This is a genomic window from Pseudonocardia sp. MH-G8 (genome assembly GCF_002262885.1).
Classification (GTDB): domain Bacteria; phylum Actinomycetota; class Actinomycetes; order Mycobacteriales; family Pseudonocardiaceae; genus Pseudonocardia.
In genome coordinates this window covers 1,055,310-1,069,828 of the sequence record NZ_NKYF01000001.1, presented here as the reverse complement: position 1 = coordinate 1,069,828, position 14,519 = coordinate 1,055,310, and the positions used below count along the sequence as shown (strand labels likewise).

The 14,519-nt window shown below is 73.4% G+C and carries 13 protein-coding genes; 9 read left to right on the top strand and 4 right to left on the bottom strand.

The annotated features are described in order from the left end of the window. The first annotated feature begins 84 nt into the window (after positions 1-84). Together CFP66_RS49020 and CFP66_RS05075 are read left to right on the top strand one after the other, a co-directional pair. Positions 85-444, top strand: coding sequence for a YciI family protein (locus tag CFP66_RS49020; RefSeq protein WP_094920688.1), 360 nt, complete (start codon positions 85-87; stop codon positions 442-444). Beyond that, complete coding sequence (locus CFP66_RS05075) at positions 441-1,712, top strand: RNA polymerase sigma factor (RefSeq protein WP_094920686.1); 1,272 nt, start codon at positions 441-443, stop codon at positions 1,710-1,712. Before CFP66_RS49020 ends, CFP66_RS05075 begins: the two co-directional genes overlap by 4 nt. Positions 1,713-1,723: 11 nt before the next feature. On the opposite strand, the gene shbA is transcribed toward CFP66_RS05075, so the two are convergent. Continuing rightward, a complete protein-coding gene (shbA, locus tag CFP66_RS49015; protein WP_255413811.1) occupies positions 1,724-2,353 on the bottom strand; it encodes an RNA polymerase sigma factor ShbA in 630 nt (209 codons plus the stop codon). 226 nt (positions 2,354-2,579) lie between these two features. Here shbA and CFP66_RS05065 point away from each other — a divergent pair, with 226 nt between their 5' ends. Further along, a complete protein-coding gene (locus CFP66_RS05065) occupies positions 2,580-3,944 on the top strand; it encodes a cystathionine beta-synthase (protein WP_094920685.1) in 1,365 nt (454 codons plus the stop codon). 92 nt (positions 3,945-4,036) lie between these two features. Next, a complete protein-coding gene (locus tag CFP66_RS05060; protein WP_233159146.1) occupies positions 4,037-5,344 on the top strand; it encodes a dicarboxylate/amino acid:cation symporter in 1,308 nt (435 codons plus the stop codon). 65 nt (positions 5,345-5,409) lie between these two features. On the opposite strand, the gene CFP66_RS05055 is transcribed toward CFP66_RS05060, so the two are convergent. Beyond that, positions 5,410-6,696 carry an ankyrin repeat domain-containing protein gene (locus tag CFP66_RS05055; protein ID WP_233159145.1) on the bottom strand — a complete coding sequence of 429 codons (1,287 nt, stop codon included), beginning with the start codon at positions 6,694-6,696 and terminating at the stop codon, positions 5,410-5,412. Between the two features lie 240 nt (positions 6,697-6,936). Here CFP66_RS05055 and CFP66_RS05050 point away from each other — a divergent pair, with 240 nt between their 5' ends. Next, a complete protein-coding gene (locus tag CFP66_RS05050; protein WP_094920681.1) occupies positions 6,937-8,085 on the top strand; it encodes a cystathionine gamma-synthase in 1,149 nt (382 codons plus the stop codon). Positions 8,086-8,115: 30 nt separating this feature from the next. Here the strand turns inward: CFP66_RS05050 and CFP66_RS05045 are convergent, their stop codons facing one another. Then, complete coding sequence (locus CFP66_RS05045) at positions 8,116-8,343, bottom strand: hypothetical protein (protein ID WP_094920680.1); 228 nt, start codon at positions 8,341-8,343, stop codon at positions 8,116-8,118. 120 nt (positions 8,344-8,463) lie between these two features. On the opposite strand from CFP66_RS05045, the gene ilvA reads away from it, so the two are divergent. Continuing rightward, the gene (gene ilvA, locus CFP66_RS05040) at positions 8,464-9,687 is read left to right on the top strand and encodes a threonine ammonia-lyase (RefSeq protein WP_369804956.1); all 1,224 of its coding nucleotides are present in this window, start codon (positions 8,464-8,466) and stop codon (positions 9,685-9,687) included. 388 nt (positions 9,688-10,075) lie between these two features. On the opposite strand, the gene greA is transcribed toward ilvA, so the two are convergent. Then, complete coding sequence (greA, locus tag CFP66_RS05035) at positions 10,076-10,570, bottom strand: transcription elongation factor GreA (protein WP_094920678.1); 495 nt, start codon at positions 10,568-10,570, stop codon at positions 10,076-10,078. Between the two features lie 530 nt (positions 10,571-11,100). Between greA and mca the strand changes: the two genes are divergently transcribed. The 3 genes from mca to CFP66_RS05020 are packed head-to-tail and all read left to right on the top strand — an operon-like array spanning position 11,101 to position 14,341. Then, the gene (mca, locus tag CFP66_RS05030) at positions 11,101-12,015 is read left to right on the top strand and encodes a mycothiol conjugate amidase Mca (RefSeq protein ID WP_094920677.1); all 915 of its coding nucleotides are present in this window, start codon (positions 11,101-11,103) and stop codon (positions 12,013-12,015) included. Positions 12,016-12,037: 22 nt separating this feature from the next. Further along, entirely contained in the window at positions 12,038-12,310 is a 273-nt protein-coding gene (locus CFP66_RS05025; RefSeq protein ID WP_094920675.1) for a hypothetical protein, read from the top strand. A gap of 12 nt (positions 12,311-12,322) precedes the next feature. Beyond that, entirely contained in the window at positions 12,323-14,341 is a 2,019-nt protein-coding gene (locus tag CFP66_RS05020; RefSeq protein ID WP_094920673.1) for a thioredoxin domain-containing protein, read from the top strand. Positions 14,342-14,519 lie beyond the last annotated feature (178 nt).

The window sequence follows — 14,519 nt, the reverse complement described above, 5'->3', positions numbered from 1 at the left end:
CCCGAGCGCTGTGTCGATTCCCTGCGGCCTCGTTCGTCGTCATGCTGGTGGTGATCCGGCCACCGGCGACACGAGGGAGCCGAGATGAAGTACATGCTGCTGATCTACGGGGCGCAGGACGTCCAGCCGTCGTCCGAGGAAGCCGTCCAGCGGGTGCTGGACGAGTACTGGGCCTACGAGAAGGCCATCGCCGACGCCGGGGTGCGGATCGCGAGCGACGCTCTGCAGGGCGTCGAGACGGCCACCACGGTGGAGGTGCGCGAGGACGGGGATCGGATCGTCACCGACGGGCCGTTCGCCGAGACCCGGGAGATGCTGGGCGGCTACTACCTGCTCGACGTCCCGGACCTCGATGCCGCACTCGACTGGGCGGCTCGCTGCCCGGGCGCGCAGCACGGGAGCCGGATCGAGGTGCGGCCGGTCATGGAGTTCGAGCAGCCGTGAGCGCCGGGGCGGCCGGTCCCGTCGAAGCGGCCTTCCGCGAGGAGCGGGGCCGGCTGCTCGCCTCGCTCGTGCGCCAGTTCGGAGACCTCGACCTGGCCGAGGACGTCGCCTCGGACGCCGTCGCGGCCGCGTTGGAGCGCTGGCCCGTCGACGGCGTGCCCCGGCGGCCGGGCGCGTGGCTGCTCACCACCGCGCGACGCAGGGCCGTCGACCGGCTGCGCCGCGACAAGGCGTACGCCGCGCGCCTCGCGGTGCTGCAGGCCGAGGTCGACCGCGACGAGCCGACCCCTGCTGCCGGCGGGGACACGGACGGGGACGTGCCCGACGAGCGGCTGCGGTTGTTCTTCACCTGCTGCCACCCGGCCCTGCCGCTCCAGGCGCAGACGGCGCTGACGCTGCGTTGCCTCGCCGGCCTCGCGACGGCCGAGGTGGCGCGGGCGTTCCTGGTGCCGGCGGCCACCATGGCGCAGCGGATCGTGCGGGCCAAGCGCAAGATCAGGCTGGCGCGGATCCCGTTCCGGGTGCCCGAGGCGCACGAGCTGGCCGATCGCCTACCCGGTGTCCTCCGCGTGCTCTATGCGATCTTCACCGAGGGCTACGCGGCGAGCGCGGGACCGGCCCTCGTGCGGACCGACCTGGCGGCGGAGGCGATCCGGCTGGCCCGGATCCTGCACCGGCTGCTGCCGCAGGAGCCGGAGGTCACAGGCCTGCTGGCGCTGTTCCTGCTCGTCGATGCCCGGCGCGAGGCGCGCATCGCGCCCTCCGGCGACCTGGTGCTGCTCGACGACCAGGACCGCTCGCTGTGGGACGCCCAGCGCATCGCGGAGGGCCGTCTCCTGGTGGTCGAGGCGCTGAGCCCCGGGTCGAGCGATCGGTGGGCCCGACCCGGCCAGTACGCGCTGCAGGCGGCGATCGCGGCGCTGCACGACGAGGCGGCCGACGTCGCGACCACCGACTGGCCGCAGATCGTGGCGCTCTACGACGTGCTCGGCGACGTCGCCCCGTCGCCGCTGGTAGCCCTCAACCGCGCCGTCGCGGTGGCGATGCGCGACGGCGCGGCGGCCGGGCTGGTCCTGCTCGACGCGCTGTCCGCCGACGAGCGCCTGTGCGCCTACCACCTGCTGCCCGCCGCCCGGGCCGACCTGCTGCGCCGGCTCGGCCGCCGCGCCGAGGCGGCGGTCGCGTACCGGCAAGCGCTGGCCCTGGTGGGCAACGAGCCGGAACGCGCGTTCCTGCGGCGCAGGATCGCGGAGGTGGAGCGCGGTTGACGGTCGGAGGATCAGGTCGTGCGCTGCGCGGCGAACTCGCGCAGCTTCGTCAGCGCGCGGTGCTGCGCCACCCGTACGGCCCCGGGGGTGGACCCCACGATGTGCGCGGTCTCCACCGCGCTCATGCCCAGTGCCACCCGCAGCACGAGGATCTCGCGGTGGTTCTCGGGGAGCTCGTCGAGCAGCTCGCGCAGCTCCGCCACCAGGCTGCGGCGCAGTGCCGCCTGCTCCGGCCCGTGCTCGACGTCCGGCGCGTCGGGTACGACGTCCGTGGGCACGGAGTGGTCCCGGCCCGCGGCGCGGTAGGCGTCGACCACCTTGTTGCCGGCGATGCCGTGGACGAACGCCATCACCCGCTTCTCGGGGCGCCAGCGCACCAAGGCGCCGCTCACGGCCAGCAGCGTGTCCTGGGCGACGTCCTCGGCCGACTGGGCTCCGAGCTGCCCGTGGCCGATGCGGGCCCGGCAGTAGTGCACGACCATGGGTCGGATGTGACCCAGCAACTCCTCCATCGCGGCGCGGTCGCCGCCGGAGGCCAGGACGGCGAGCCGGTTCAACTCGGCATCACGACGGGCCGACCGGCTCGTTTCGGCCCGGTCGGCCCCCTCCACCCCGATCACCTCGTCCCCGGTGGCTGACACCGGTACCCCTCCTGCAGGTCGATCGGCCCCTCGAGCTCGCCGTACGTGCGGCGCTCCCGCCCCCCGTCCCCCGACAGGGTCGATGCTCGACGGCGAACAGTAGCCCGTACGCGGCCTCTCGCGCTTCCGTTCGGACGGTCGGAGTGCGGCCCTGTCGTCGCACGCAGCCTCGATGGGGGCCCGGTCACCGCCGAGTGGCGCGGCATCGGGTGCGACCATGGTGCCCATGCGCTACGTCGAGCACGTCGCCGACCTGGTCGGGAACACGCCTCTCGTCCGGCTCGGGGCCGTCGCGGAGGGCATCTCGGCCCCCGTGCTGGCGAAGGTGGAGTACTTCAATCCGGGCGGCAGCGTCAAGGACCGCATCGCGCTGCGCATGGTCGAGGCCGCGGAGGCATCCGGCGAGCTGCGGCCGGGCGGCACGATCGTCGAGCCGACCTCGGGCAACACCGGCGTCGGGCTGGCGATGATCGCTCAGCGCAAGGGTTACCAGTGCGTGTTCGTCTGCCCGGACAAGGTGAGCGAGGACAAGCGCAACGTGCTGCGCGCGTACGGCGCCGAGGTCGTCGTCTGCCCCACGGCCGTGGACCCCGACCACCCCGACTCCTACTACCAGGTGTCGGACCGGCTCGTCGGCGAGATCGACGGCGCGTGGAAGCCCAACCAGTACGCCAACCAGCACAACCCCGAGTCGCACTACTTCGGCACGGGGCCGGAGCTGTGGGAGCAGACCGACGGGCGCATCACGCACTTCGTGGCCGGCATCGGCACCGGCGGCACGATCAGCGGCACGGGGCGCTACCTCAAGGAGGTGTCCGACGGCCGGGTGCAGGTGATCGGCGCCGACCCCGAGGGATCGGTCTACAGCGGCGGGGGCGGGCGGCCCTACCTCGTGGAGGGTGTCGGCGAGGACTTCTGGCCCACCACCTACGACAAGAACATCTGCGACCGGATCGTGCCGGTCTCCGACGCCGACTCCTTCGCGATGACGCGCCGGCTCGCCCGCGAGGAGGCGATGCTCGTCGGCGGCTCCTGCGGGATGGCGGTGGTGGCCGCCCTGCGGGTGGCGCGCGAGCTGCCGCCGGACGCGGTGGTCGTCGTCCTGCTGCCCGACGGCGGGCGCGGCTACCTCGGCAAGGTGTTCAACGACAAGTGGATGGCCAGCTACGGGTTCATGCCGCCGACGGAGGGCTCCACGGTCGGGGACGTGCTGCGGCGCAAGGACGGTTCGATGCCCGACCTGGTGCACGCTCACCCGAACGAGACCGTGGCCGACGCCGTGCACTACCTGCGGGAGTTCCACGTGTCGCAGATGCCGGTCGTGCGTGCCGAGCCGCCGGTGATGGCGGCGGAGGTGGCCGGAGCCGTCGTGGAGCGGGACCTGCTCGACGCGCTGTTCACCGGGCGGGCCCAGCTGTCGGACCGGCTCGAGAAGCACATGTCCGCGGCGCTGCCCACGATCGGTGCGGGCGAACCCCTGGACACGGCGATGGGCGCGTTCGCCGACGCCGACGCGGCGCTCGTGCTGGTGGACGGCAAGCCTGCGGGCGTGGTGACCCGCTCCGACGTGCTGGCGTTCCTCGGCAGCTGAGGTCGCGCGCAAGCGGCGCGCTTCACAGGTCACGTGGGAATCGAGGCTCCCGCGCGGGCATTGATACATGAATGCTCGCTCGCCTCCGACGGGTGCCCTTCGGCGCCCAGATCCTCATCGCCCTGGTGCTGGGCGTCGCGCTGGGAGTCGTCGCCCGTGGACTGGGCGAGGACAACTGGCTGACCGGCGCCCTCGACGCCGTCGGCTCCACGTTCGTCGACCTGCTGCGCGTGGCCGTGCCGCCGCTGGTGTTCACCGCGATCGTGGTGAGCATCGCCCAGCTGCGGCAGGTCGCGAACGCTGCCCGGCTGGCCACCCGCACCCTGCTGTGGTTCGCGATCACCTCGCTGATCGCGGTCGTCATCGGCATCACGCTCGGACTGGTCGTCAACCCGGGCCGCGGCGTCACGCTCGACACCGCAGGCGCCGAGGCGCCGTCCACGCAGGGCTCCTGGACCGACTTCCTCACCAGCCTGATCCCGGCGAACGTCCTCGGGGCCGGCATCGACGTCGACGCCCAGGAGGGCACCGGCACCCTCTCGTTCAACGTCCTGCAGATCGTCGTGCTGGCGATCGTGGTCGGGGTCGCGGCGCTGCGGGTGGGGGAGAAGGCCGCGCCGTTCCTGGCCTTCACCGAGTCCGCGCTGGCGATCGTCCAGAAGGTCCTGTGGTGGATCATCCGGCTGGCCCCGCTCGGCACGATCGGCCTGCTGGGCAACGCCGTCGCCAGCTACGGCTGGGACCTGCTCGCACCGCTGGCGACGTTCACCGCGGCCGTCTACGTGGGCTGCGCGATCGTGCTGTTCGTCGTCTACCCGCTGCTGGCCTGGGCCCACGGGCTCAACCCGCTGAAGTTCTTCTCCGGCGCGTGGCCGGCGATCCAGCTCGGCTTCGTGTCCCGTTCGTCGGTGGGCACGATGCCGCTCACGCAGCGGGTCACCGAGCAGAACCTCGGCGTGCCGCGCGAGTACGCGTCGTTCGCGGTGCCGATCGGCGCCACCACCAAGATGGACGGCTGCGCGGCCATCTACCCGGCGCTCGCGGCCATCTTCGTGGCGCAGGTGTTCGGCGTCCAGCTCGACGTCTCCGACTACCTGCTGATCGTGTTCGTCTCGGTGGTCGGCTCGGCCGCCACCGCGGGCCTGACCGGTGCCGTCGTGATGCTGACGCTCACGCTGTCCACGCTCGGCCTGCCGCTGGCCGGCGTCGGGCTGCTGCTCGCCATCGACCCGGTCCTGGACATGATGCGCACCGCCACCAACGTGGCCGGCCAGGCCCTGGTGCCCACGATCGTGGCCAAGCGCGAGGGCATCCTCGACATGGAGCGCTACAGCGCCCCGCGCGGCGCCGACCCGCTCCGAGAGGACGAGCCCGCGCCGACCCTGGCCTCCGCGGCGTAGCCCGAGCGAGTTGCAGCAGAGCCACTTTCCCGCCACCAGATGGCAGGAAAGTGGCTTTGCTGCCATCAGGGGCGGGTGAGCAGCGCGTCGATCTCCGCATCGCCCGTCGGCGGTTCGTGGGTCGTCGGGGCTCCTGCGGCCAGCAGGAGCGCCACCGTGCCGGCGTAGTCGCCGTCGCCGGCCCGGTTGTCCCGAGCGCCCCAGACCGCGCAGTCCAGGGGCGTGGGGCCCTCGTCGTCGAACGCGCGGTCGGCCAGGTCGGCGCCGCGCTCGACGAGCAGGCGGACCACCTCAGTTCGGCCGTGCATCGCGGCCTGGTCGAGCGGGGTGAAGCCGCTCCAACCGCGGGTGTCCACGGCCGCACCCGCGTCCAGCAGCGCTCGCACGACCTCCGTGCGCCCGAGCTGCGCGAACTGCCCGAGCAGCCAGCCGGGGTCGTCGCCGGGCACACCGGGCAGCGGCGGTGGCGCCGCAGGTAGTTGCGCCGACTCGCCGCGCGCGACCGCGAGCACGGCGCGTGCGACCGGATCCAGCTCCGCGGTCGCCCCGCGCGCCGCGAGCAGGTCGTGCGCCGCGAGGTGACCGCAGCGGGCCGCCACGGCGAGCGGACGTTCGCCGGTGCGGGGGTGCGGCCGGTCGACGCCCGCGCCCGCGTCGACGAGCATCTCGAGGATCGGCACGCCGCGCCCGCGCCCGACCGCCCAGTGCAAGGCCCCGAGCGCGTCCAGGTCGACGCCGCGGTCGAGGAACCAGCCGAGCCGGGCGGCGTCCTCGAAGTCGAGCGCGTGGAGGACGAGCCGCTCGAACCCCGGGCGGTGCAGCAGGTCGAGGAAGCCGAGGTCGGCCTGCTCGCACGCGTGGTAGAACGCGTCCTCGTCGGGGGTGGCACCACGGGCGACGAGTAGCCGGGCGAGCGCGAGGTCGTGCCGTTCGACGGCCTCGAACAGCGCCGACCGGTACCAGTCGCCGCCGTCCTCGGCGGTGCGATTCCCGGCGTCGGCACCGGCGTCCAGGAGCAGCTCCGCACACCGGCGCACGTCCGCGGGCGCGCCCGTGGCGCGGCGCAGCAGGACCAGCAGCGGGGGGAGGCCGGCGACGGGGGCCGTGGCCGCGGCCGGGTCGGCGGACAGCAGCGGGGCCAGCGAGGCCGGGTCGGCGAGCACGAGTGCCCGCTCGACCCCCTGCAGCCCGATGGACTCGACGTGGCGGACGAGCCGTGGCCAGCTGGCGAACCCGTAGGAGCGGGCGAGCTCGTGCTGGGCCAGGTGCAGCGGGAGGGCGTGGGCTCGGCGCAGTGCCTTGGCCTGCTTGCGCAGGTGCGGCAGCGACGGGCGCTCGGGGAGGACGGGCATCGGCGAACCTCGTTCGGCCCGTGTCCGCGTGGGCGGGCCGAGGTCCGGCCGGAATCGGGGTGGTGCGGCCGGTGGGATGGTCCCTTCCCCGCGGACAGGGCGCGCCCGGCGGCGCCCGACCAGCATAGCGGGTGCGTCGCCCGGCGAGGGGCGCGTCAGCGTGGACGACGTGCGCGAACCGGCGCTCGCCCCCGGGCCGTCCCCCGTCGGGGGTCCGGAGCACGCGCGTAGCGTTGGGGCATGCGCGGCTTCTCCACCAATGCGATCCACGCCGGCCAGGAGCCGGACCCGCACACCGGGGCGGTGATCACGCCGATCCACGCCTCCTCGACGTTCGCCCAGGACGGCGTCGGAGGCCTGCGGGCTGGCTACGAGTACTCGCGCAGCGCCAACCCCACGCGCACCGCGCTGCAGGAGTGCCTCGCGGCGCTGGAGGGCGGGCGGCACGCCGTCGCGTTCGGCTCCGGGATGGGTGCGTCCGACGTGCTGCTGCGGGTGCTGCTCAAGCCCGGCGACCACCTCGTGATCCCGCACGACGCCTACGGCGGCACGTTCCGGCTCGTGGACAAGGTCCTCACGCAATGGGGTGTGGAGTACACCCCCGTGGACCTCGCCGACCTCGACGCGCTGCGCGCCGCGGTGCGGCCCACCACGCGCGCGGTCTGGTGCGAGACCCCGACCAACCCGCTGCTGGGGATCGCCGACATCGCCGCGGTGGCCGACGTCGCGCGCACGGCAGGCGCACGCCTGGTCGTGGACAACACGTTCGCCTCGCCGTACCTGCAGCAGCCGCTGACCCTCGGCGCCGACGTGGTGCTGCACTCCACCACCAAGTACGTGGGTGGGCACTCCGACGTGGTCGGTGGCGCCCTCGTCACGAGCGACGACTCGCTGGCCGAGGCGCTGCGGTTCACCCAGAACTCGGTGGGTTCGGTGCCGGGCCCGTTCGACGCGTGGCTGACGCTGCGCGGGGCCAAGACCCTCGCGGTGCGGATGGAGCGCCACAGCGACAACGCCGAGCGCATCGCGGAGCTGCTGGCCGGCCACCCCTCGGTCGGTCGCGTGTACTACCCCGGCCTGCCCGAGCACCCCGGCCACGAGGTGGCGGCCAAGCAGATGCGCCGCTTCGGCGGGATGGTGTCGTTCACCGTGGCAGGTGGCCGGGAGGCGGCGCTGCGGGTGTGCGCGGCCACCGAGATCTTCACCCTCGCCGAGTCGCTCGGCGGCGTCGAGTCGCTGATCGAGCACCCCAGCGCCATGACGCACGCCTCGGTGGCCGGCTCGGCGCTGGAGGTGCCGGACGACCTCGTGCGCCTCTCGGTGGGCATCGAGGACGTCGAGGACCTGGTCGACGACCTCCGCCAGGCACTCGCGGCAGCCGCCGGCTGACCTGGTGCCCCCCACCGGAGGCGGGGGGCACTAGCCCTTGGCGGGCGCCGCGTCGTCGGCGGGCCGTGCGGGCGCCGGGGTCGGCTCGGGCACGACGATGTCGCCGGGCGCGATGCAGCCGCCGACGAGCTGGTAGTCACCGGCCACCAGCTCGTAGCGGCCGGGGTCGTCACAACCCGCGTTCTGCACCGTGCCCACCGCGATCGCGGTGAGCACCGCGGCCACGAGCAGCGGAGCCATGGCCCGCAGCCGTGTCATCCGACCTCCCCGAAGTGGTGGCCCGTACGCGCACCACCGTGTTGCCCCCCGAGGTTACCGGGCGGCTCGTGCCGGCGCCGCGACGGCGGTCCTCGCCGCCGTCGATGCGAGGATGCCCGCATGAGCGCGGTCGAACCCACCACGGTGCCCCCGGTCGGGCTGGACGACGTCCGCGCGGCGCGCGAGCTGCTCTCCGGTGTCGTGTCCGCCACGCCGATGGCGGGCTCCCGGGCGTTGTCCGAGCGGTGCGGCGGACCCGTGTGGCTCAAGTGCGAGAACCTGCAGCGCACCGGCTCGTTCAAGATCCGCGGTGCCTACACCCGGCTCGCGCGGCTCGACGAGGCGCAGCGGGCGCGCGGCGTGGTGGCCGCCAGCGCCGGGAACCACGCCCAGGGCGTGGCGCTCGCCGCGCAGATGCTCGGGATCGCCGCCACCGTCTTCATGCCGGAGCGGGCCGCCATCCCGAAGGTCGGCGCCACCCGCGGCTACGGCGCGCAGGTGCACCTCGTGGGCGAGACGATCGACGGCAGCATCACGGCCGCCACCGAGTTCGCCGCACGCACGGGCGCCGTGTTCGTGCACCCGTTCGACCACCCGGACGTGATCGCCGGTCAGGGCACGGTGGGGCTCGAGGTGCTCGAGCAGGTGCCCGACGTCCGCACCGTGCTCGTGTGCACCGGTGGCGGCGGGCTGGTGGGCGGGATCGCGGCCGCCGTGAAGGCGCAGCGCCCCGACGTCGCCGTCGTGGGTGTGCAGGCCGAGGGCGCCGCCGCATGGCCCGCCTCGCTCGACGCGGGCGCACCGCAGGCGCTCGCCAGCATGCGCACGATCGCCGACGGCATCGCCGTGGGCCGCCCCGGGGACGTCACGTTCCCCCAGGTGGCCGCCCTGGTCGACGAGATCCTCACGGTGGACGAGGACGCGCTGTCCCGTGCCCTGCTGCACTGCCTCGAACGAGCCAAACTGCTGGTCGAGCCGGCCGGGGCCGCGGCCGTGGCCGCCCTGCTGGAGCACCCGCAGCGGTTCGCGACGCCCGCCGTGGCGGTGCTCTCGGGCGGCAACGTCGACCCGTTGGTGCTGCTGCACGTCATCCAGCACGGCATGGTCGCCGCCGCCCGCTACCTGTCGCTGCACGTGCGGGTGGGGGACCGGCCGGGCGCGCTGGCCGAACTGCTCGCCCTCGTGGGCTCGCTGGGCGCCAACGTGCTCGACGTGTCCCACTCCCGCATCGCCGGCAGCCTCCCGCTCGGCGACGTGGAGGTGGCGTTGACGATGGAGACCCGCGGCCGCGAGCACTGCACCGAGCTGGTGGACGCGTTGCGCGCCGCCGGCCACAGCCTCTGATTGCCGCGGCTCCGCTCCGGCGGCTGATGCTGGTGTGGTGACCAGGAACGTTCGCCCGGTCTTGCCGTGGCACGGGTGCGTGGGCACGCCCGACGGGCGCGTAGGTGCTGTCGCGGCGATCATGGAAGCGAGCGGGGAGATTCCATGGTCATGCAACCGGGGCGTGACCGCGCCATGATCGGCGAAAGTGGTGTGAGGGCGACAGATCTGTCGCCCTCACACCACTCCTGGCGATCACCCCGCCGCACCGGCGTGCGAGAAGTACGTGAGCGAGGTTGCGAGGACGCTGACGTGCGGCTCGCACCGATCATGCAGCCCGCGACCGCGAACGCCGCCGCGTGATCGAACCCGACGAACGTGTGTGGTCAGTGCAATTTCGTGCCTTGCGTCAGGCGCGGAACGGCTCCGCCGAGACCAGCGTGACGTTCATGGTGCCGCCGTCGGGCAGCGCGTACTCGCGGGTGTCGCCCGCGTGGGCGCCGAGCAGCGCGGCGCCGAGCGGGCTGTTGGGGGAGACGACCTCGAGGTCGGCCCGGCTGCCCTCCTCGCGGGAGCCCAGCAGGACGGTCTCGGACTCGTCGTCGCCGTCGTAGCGGAGCTTGAGCACCATGCCGGGTGCGGCCGTGTCGGATTCGGTGGGCGTCTCGCCGACCTTGGCGGTGCGCAGCAGCTCCTGCAGCTGCCGGATGCGGGCCTCCTGCTGGCCCTGTTCCTCGCGCGCGGCGTGGTACCCGCCGTTCTCCTTGAGATCGCCCTCCTCGCGGCGGGCGTTGATCTCGGCAGCGATGACGGGGCGGTTCGCGATCAGCTCGTCGAGTTCCTGCTTGAGCCGGTCGTAGGCATCCTGGGTCAGCCAGGTCGCCTGGGTGTCCGTCACGGTCATCACTCCTCCAGCCTGTCCAGGTCCATGCAGCCGCGGACACATCGCCCGCGGCTGCGGCCACCCACGTGAGGCGGCCCGCTCCCGAGGGCGGCAAGGCCCCGAGTAAGGAAAAACACGACCCGCCTGCGGGCCGTGTGCGCTTCACAATAACACGGGGACCTGCCGCTCGTCGCAGCCTTTCGACGAACGGTCCGTCGCGGAAAGAAGTTCCCCTCACCACATCGGTGCTGGTCAGCGGTCTACGCATGCACCGGTATCACCACTGTGCTACGCCGTTCGGGCGGTGCACCGGGCGCCCATTGTAGTGATGTCGAGCAGTCCGTGCGAACGGTGCGCCACTCGCGCCGATTCCCCGTCCGGGGCGCGCGCCAGGCGGTTGCGGTACGTCACATCGGTCGGGGAAGTTGCCGGGGTCGTGGCGCGTTGCAGGGACTGTCGGGCCGGTCTGCCACGATCGGCAGCACCTGGCACGCCCACGCGATACCTGCCCCCGCGCGGGGGGCCTTCCTGGAAGGACCGCGGCCGATCCCATGTCCTCGATCGATCCGAACAGCGCAGGCCCGCTGCGGCTCATGACGGTGCACGCGCACCCCGACGACGAGTCCAGCAAGGGCGCAGCCACCACGGCGCGCTACGTCGCAGAGGGCCACGAGGTCATGGTCGTGACCTGCACGGGCGGGGAGGCCGGCAGCATCCTCAACCCGGCGATGGACCGCCCCGAGGTGCTGGCCGACATGACCGCCGTCCGGCGTGCCGAGATGGCCCGAGCGGCGGAGATCCTCGGGGTGGAGCACCGCTGGCTGGGCTTCGTCGATTCCGGGCTGCCCGAGGGCGACCCGAAGCCGCCGCTGCCCGAGGGCTGTTTCGCCCTGGTCGACCTCGAGGTCGCCACCGAGCCGCTGGTGGCGCTGATGCGCGAGTTCCGCCCGCACGTCGTCGTCACCTACGACGAGAACGGTGGCTACCCCCACCCCGACCACATCCGTTGCCACGAGATCTCGATGGCCGCGTTCGACGCCGCGGGCGACCCGGACCGCTTCCCCTCCATCGGTGAGCCCTGGCAGCCGTTGAAGCTGTACTACTCCCACGGCTTCTCCAAGGGCCGGATGGCCGCCTTCCACGAGGCGCTGCTGGCGCGTGGGCTGGAGTCGCCCTACGCCGAATGGCTGGAGAACTGGCCGGCCGACCGTCGGGATCCGGGCGAGCGCGTCACCACGCGGGTGGAGTGCGGCGAGTGGTTCGAGACCCGCGACCGCGCCCTGCTGGCCCACGAGACGCAGATCGACCCCACGAGCCGGTGGTTCTTCGTGCCGCTGGAGATCCAGCGCGAGATCTGGCCCACGGAGGACTACGAGCTCGTGCGCAGCCTCGTCGACTCCCCGACCCCCGAGGACGACCTGTTCGCCGGGATCGGCGCGCACGTGGCCGTCCGGCCGGCCGTGTGAGGGAGCGCGTACCGTTTCGGGGGTGAACCTGCTGGTCGTACCCGCGCCCGTGCCGGTGGCGCACGCCGTCGTGTCGGTGCCCGTGCAGAACCCGGAGCCGCCGCCGGGGCAGGGCGAGGAGTTCGGGAAGGCCTCGCCGGTCGCGTTGGTCGTCATCATCGTGCTGGCGCTGGCCACGATCGTGCTGATCCGCTCGATGAGCAAGCGCATCCGCCGCTTGCCGAGTTCCTTCGAGCGTTCGGGCGAGCCCGGCACGGGCGGCGACGCCGCGGATGCCGGAGGCGGCCGGGACTGAGAGGGTGGCGGCATGCCGAACCGGCTCGCCGCGGCCACCAGCCCGTACCTCCTCCAGCACGCCGACAACCCCATCGAGTGGTGGGAGTGGTCGGAAGAGGCGTTCACCGATGCGGCCCGGCGTGATGTGCCGGTGTTGCTGTCCGTCGGGTACGCCGCCTGCCACTGGTGCCACGTCATGGCACACGAGTCGTTCGAGGATCCGGAGACGGCGCAGCAGGTCAACGCCGGGTTCGTGGCGATCAAGGTGGACCGCGAGGAGCGGCCGGACATCGATGCCGTCTACATGGCCGCCACACAGGCCATGACCGGGCAGGGCGGGTGGCCGATGACCTGCTTCCTCACGCCCGCGGGTGAGCCGTTCCACTGCGGTACGTACTACCCGCCCGCGCCCCGGCACGGCATGCCCGCGTTCCGCCAGCTCCTCGACGCCGTCACCACGGCGTGGCGCGACGACGGCGCGCGGGTGCGCGGCGCGGCCGGCGAGATCGCGGCTCGGCTGGCCGACAACGCCGCCGCCGTGCTGCCCGCATCGGGGATCGACGCGAGCGCGTTGGATCTCGCGGTCGTCACGTTGGGTGAGCAGTTCGACGCGCAGTCGGGCGGGTTCGGGGATGCGCCGAAGTTCCCGCCGTCGATGGTGCTCGAGTTCCTGCTGCGTCATCACGAGCGGGCCGGCAGCGACGAGGTCCCGCCCACGGTGGCGCTCACCTGCGAGCGCATGGCCCGGGGAGGGATGTACGACCAGCTCGCCGGCGGGTTCGCCCGCTACAGCGTCGACGCGGCATGGGTGGTTCCGCACTTCGAGAAGATGCTCTATGACAACGCGCTGCTGCTGCGTGTCTACGCCCACCTGGCGCGGGTGTCGGAGGACCCGCTCGCGCGGCGCGTGGCAGACGAGACCGCAGGGTTCCTGCTGCGCGACCTGCGCACGGCCGAGGGTGGCTTCGCGTCCGCCCTCGACGCCGACACAGAGGGCGTCGAAGGCCTGACCTACGCGTGGACGCCGCAGCAACTGCGCGAGGTGCTCGGCGACGAGGACGGGCGGTGGGCCGCGTCCCTGCTGACGGTCACCGATGCCGGCACGTTCGAGCACGGCACGTCCACGCTGCAACTGCTCACCGATCCCGACGACGCGCAGCGGTGGGCGCGGGTGCGCGTCGCGCTGCTCGCCGCCCGGGACGCCCGGCCCCAGCCGGCCCGCGACGACAAGGTGGTCACGGCCTGGAACGGGCTGGCGATCCTCGCCCTCGCCGAAGGTGGTGCTGCTCTGGGCCGGCCGGAGTGGGTCACGGCCGCGGCACGCGCTGCGGAACTCCTGCTGGAACGCCACGTCGTGGACGGGCGGCTGCGCCGCTCGTCGCGCAACGGAGTCGTGGGCGCCGCCGCGGGGGTGCTGGAGGACCACGCCTGCCTCGCCGACGGGCTCCTCGCGCTGCACCAGGCCACCGGTGAGCCACGCTGGCTGACGGCCGCTACCGGCCTGCTCGACCTCGCACTCGACCGGTTCGCCGACCCCGAGCGCCCGGGATCGTTCTTCGACACCGCCGACGACGCCGAGGCCCTGCTGCACCGGCCGCGGGAGTTCACCGACAACGCCACGCCCTGCGGAGCGTCCGCGCTCGCCTCGGCGCTGGTCACGGCATCAGCACTGGTGGACGAGCCGTCCCGGTACCGCGACGCGGCGGAGGCCGCCGTGCGTTCCGCGGGCTTCCTCGCCGAGAAGCACCCCCGCTTCGCAGGCCACTGGCTCACCGCGGCCGCGGCGATGGCGCGCGGGCCCCTACAGGTCGCCGTGGTGGGCGAGGAGGGCGATCCGGCGCGCGAGGCACTGCTGGCCCATACGCGTCGACTCGCCCCCGGGGGCACGGTGATCGTGGCAGGCCACCCCGACACCCCCGGTGTCCCGTTGCTCGCCGACCGCCCCCTCGTCCAGGAAGCGGCCGCCGCCTACGTCTGCCGCGGATTCGTCTGCGACCGTCCGGCGGGCACGCCCGAAGAACTGACCGCAAGCCTGCTCCTCCAACCCTGACCCCGACGCCCTCCCCCATCCCGCGAGTCGTGCCTCCGCACCCGCGCGAGTCGGGCCGCTACGCCCGCGAGTCGGGGTGCCTCACCCGCGAGTCGGGCCGCTACACCCGCGAGTCGGGCCGCTACGCCCGCGAGTTGGGGTGCCTCACCCGCGAGTCGGGCCTCCACGCCCGCGAGTT

Bases quoted from the DNA above. Each gene is read 5' to 3' on its own strand.
- CFP66_RS05020 (WP_094920673.1), top strand. From the start codon at position 12,323: ATGCCGAACCGGCTCGCCGCGGCCACCAGCCCGTACCTCCTCCAGCAC.
- mca (WP_094920677.1), top strand. From the start codon at position 11,101: ATGTCCTCGATCGATCCGAACAGCGCAGGCCCGCTGCGGCTCATGACG.
- greA (WP_094920678.1), bottom strand. From the start codon at position 10,570: ATGACCGTGACGGACACCCAGGCGACCTGGCTGACCCAGGATGCCTAC.
- CFP66_RS05050 (WP_094920681.1), top strand. From the start codon at position 6,937: ATGCGCGGCTTCTCCACCAATGCGATCCACGCCGGCCAGGAGCCGGAC.
- ilvA (WP_369804956.1), top strand. From the start codon at position 8,464: ATGAGCGCGGTCGAACCCACCACGGTGCCCCCGGTCGGGCTGGACGAC.
- CFP66_RS05065 (WP_094920685.1), top strand. From the start codon at position 2,580: ATGCGCTACGTCGAGCACGTCGCCGACCTGGTCGGGAACACGCCTCTC.
- CFP66_RS49020 (WP_094920688.1), top strand. From the start codon at position 85: ATGAAGTACATGCTGCTGATCTACGGGGCGCAGGACGTCCAGCCGTCG.
- CFP66_RS05045 (WP_094920680.1), bottom strand. From the start codon at position 8,343: ATGACACGGCTGCGGGCCATGGCTCCGCTGCTCGTGGCCGCGGTGCTC.
- CFP66_RS05055 (WP_233159145.1), bottom strand. From the start codon at position 6,696: ATGCCCGTCCTCCCCGAGCGCCCGTCGCTGCCGCACCTGCGCAAGCAG.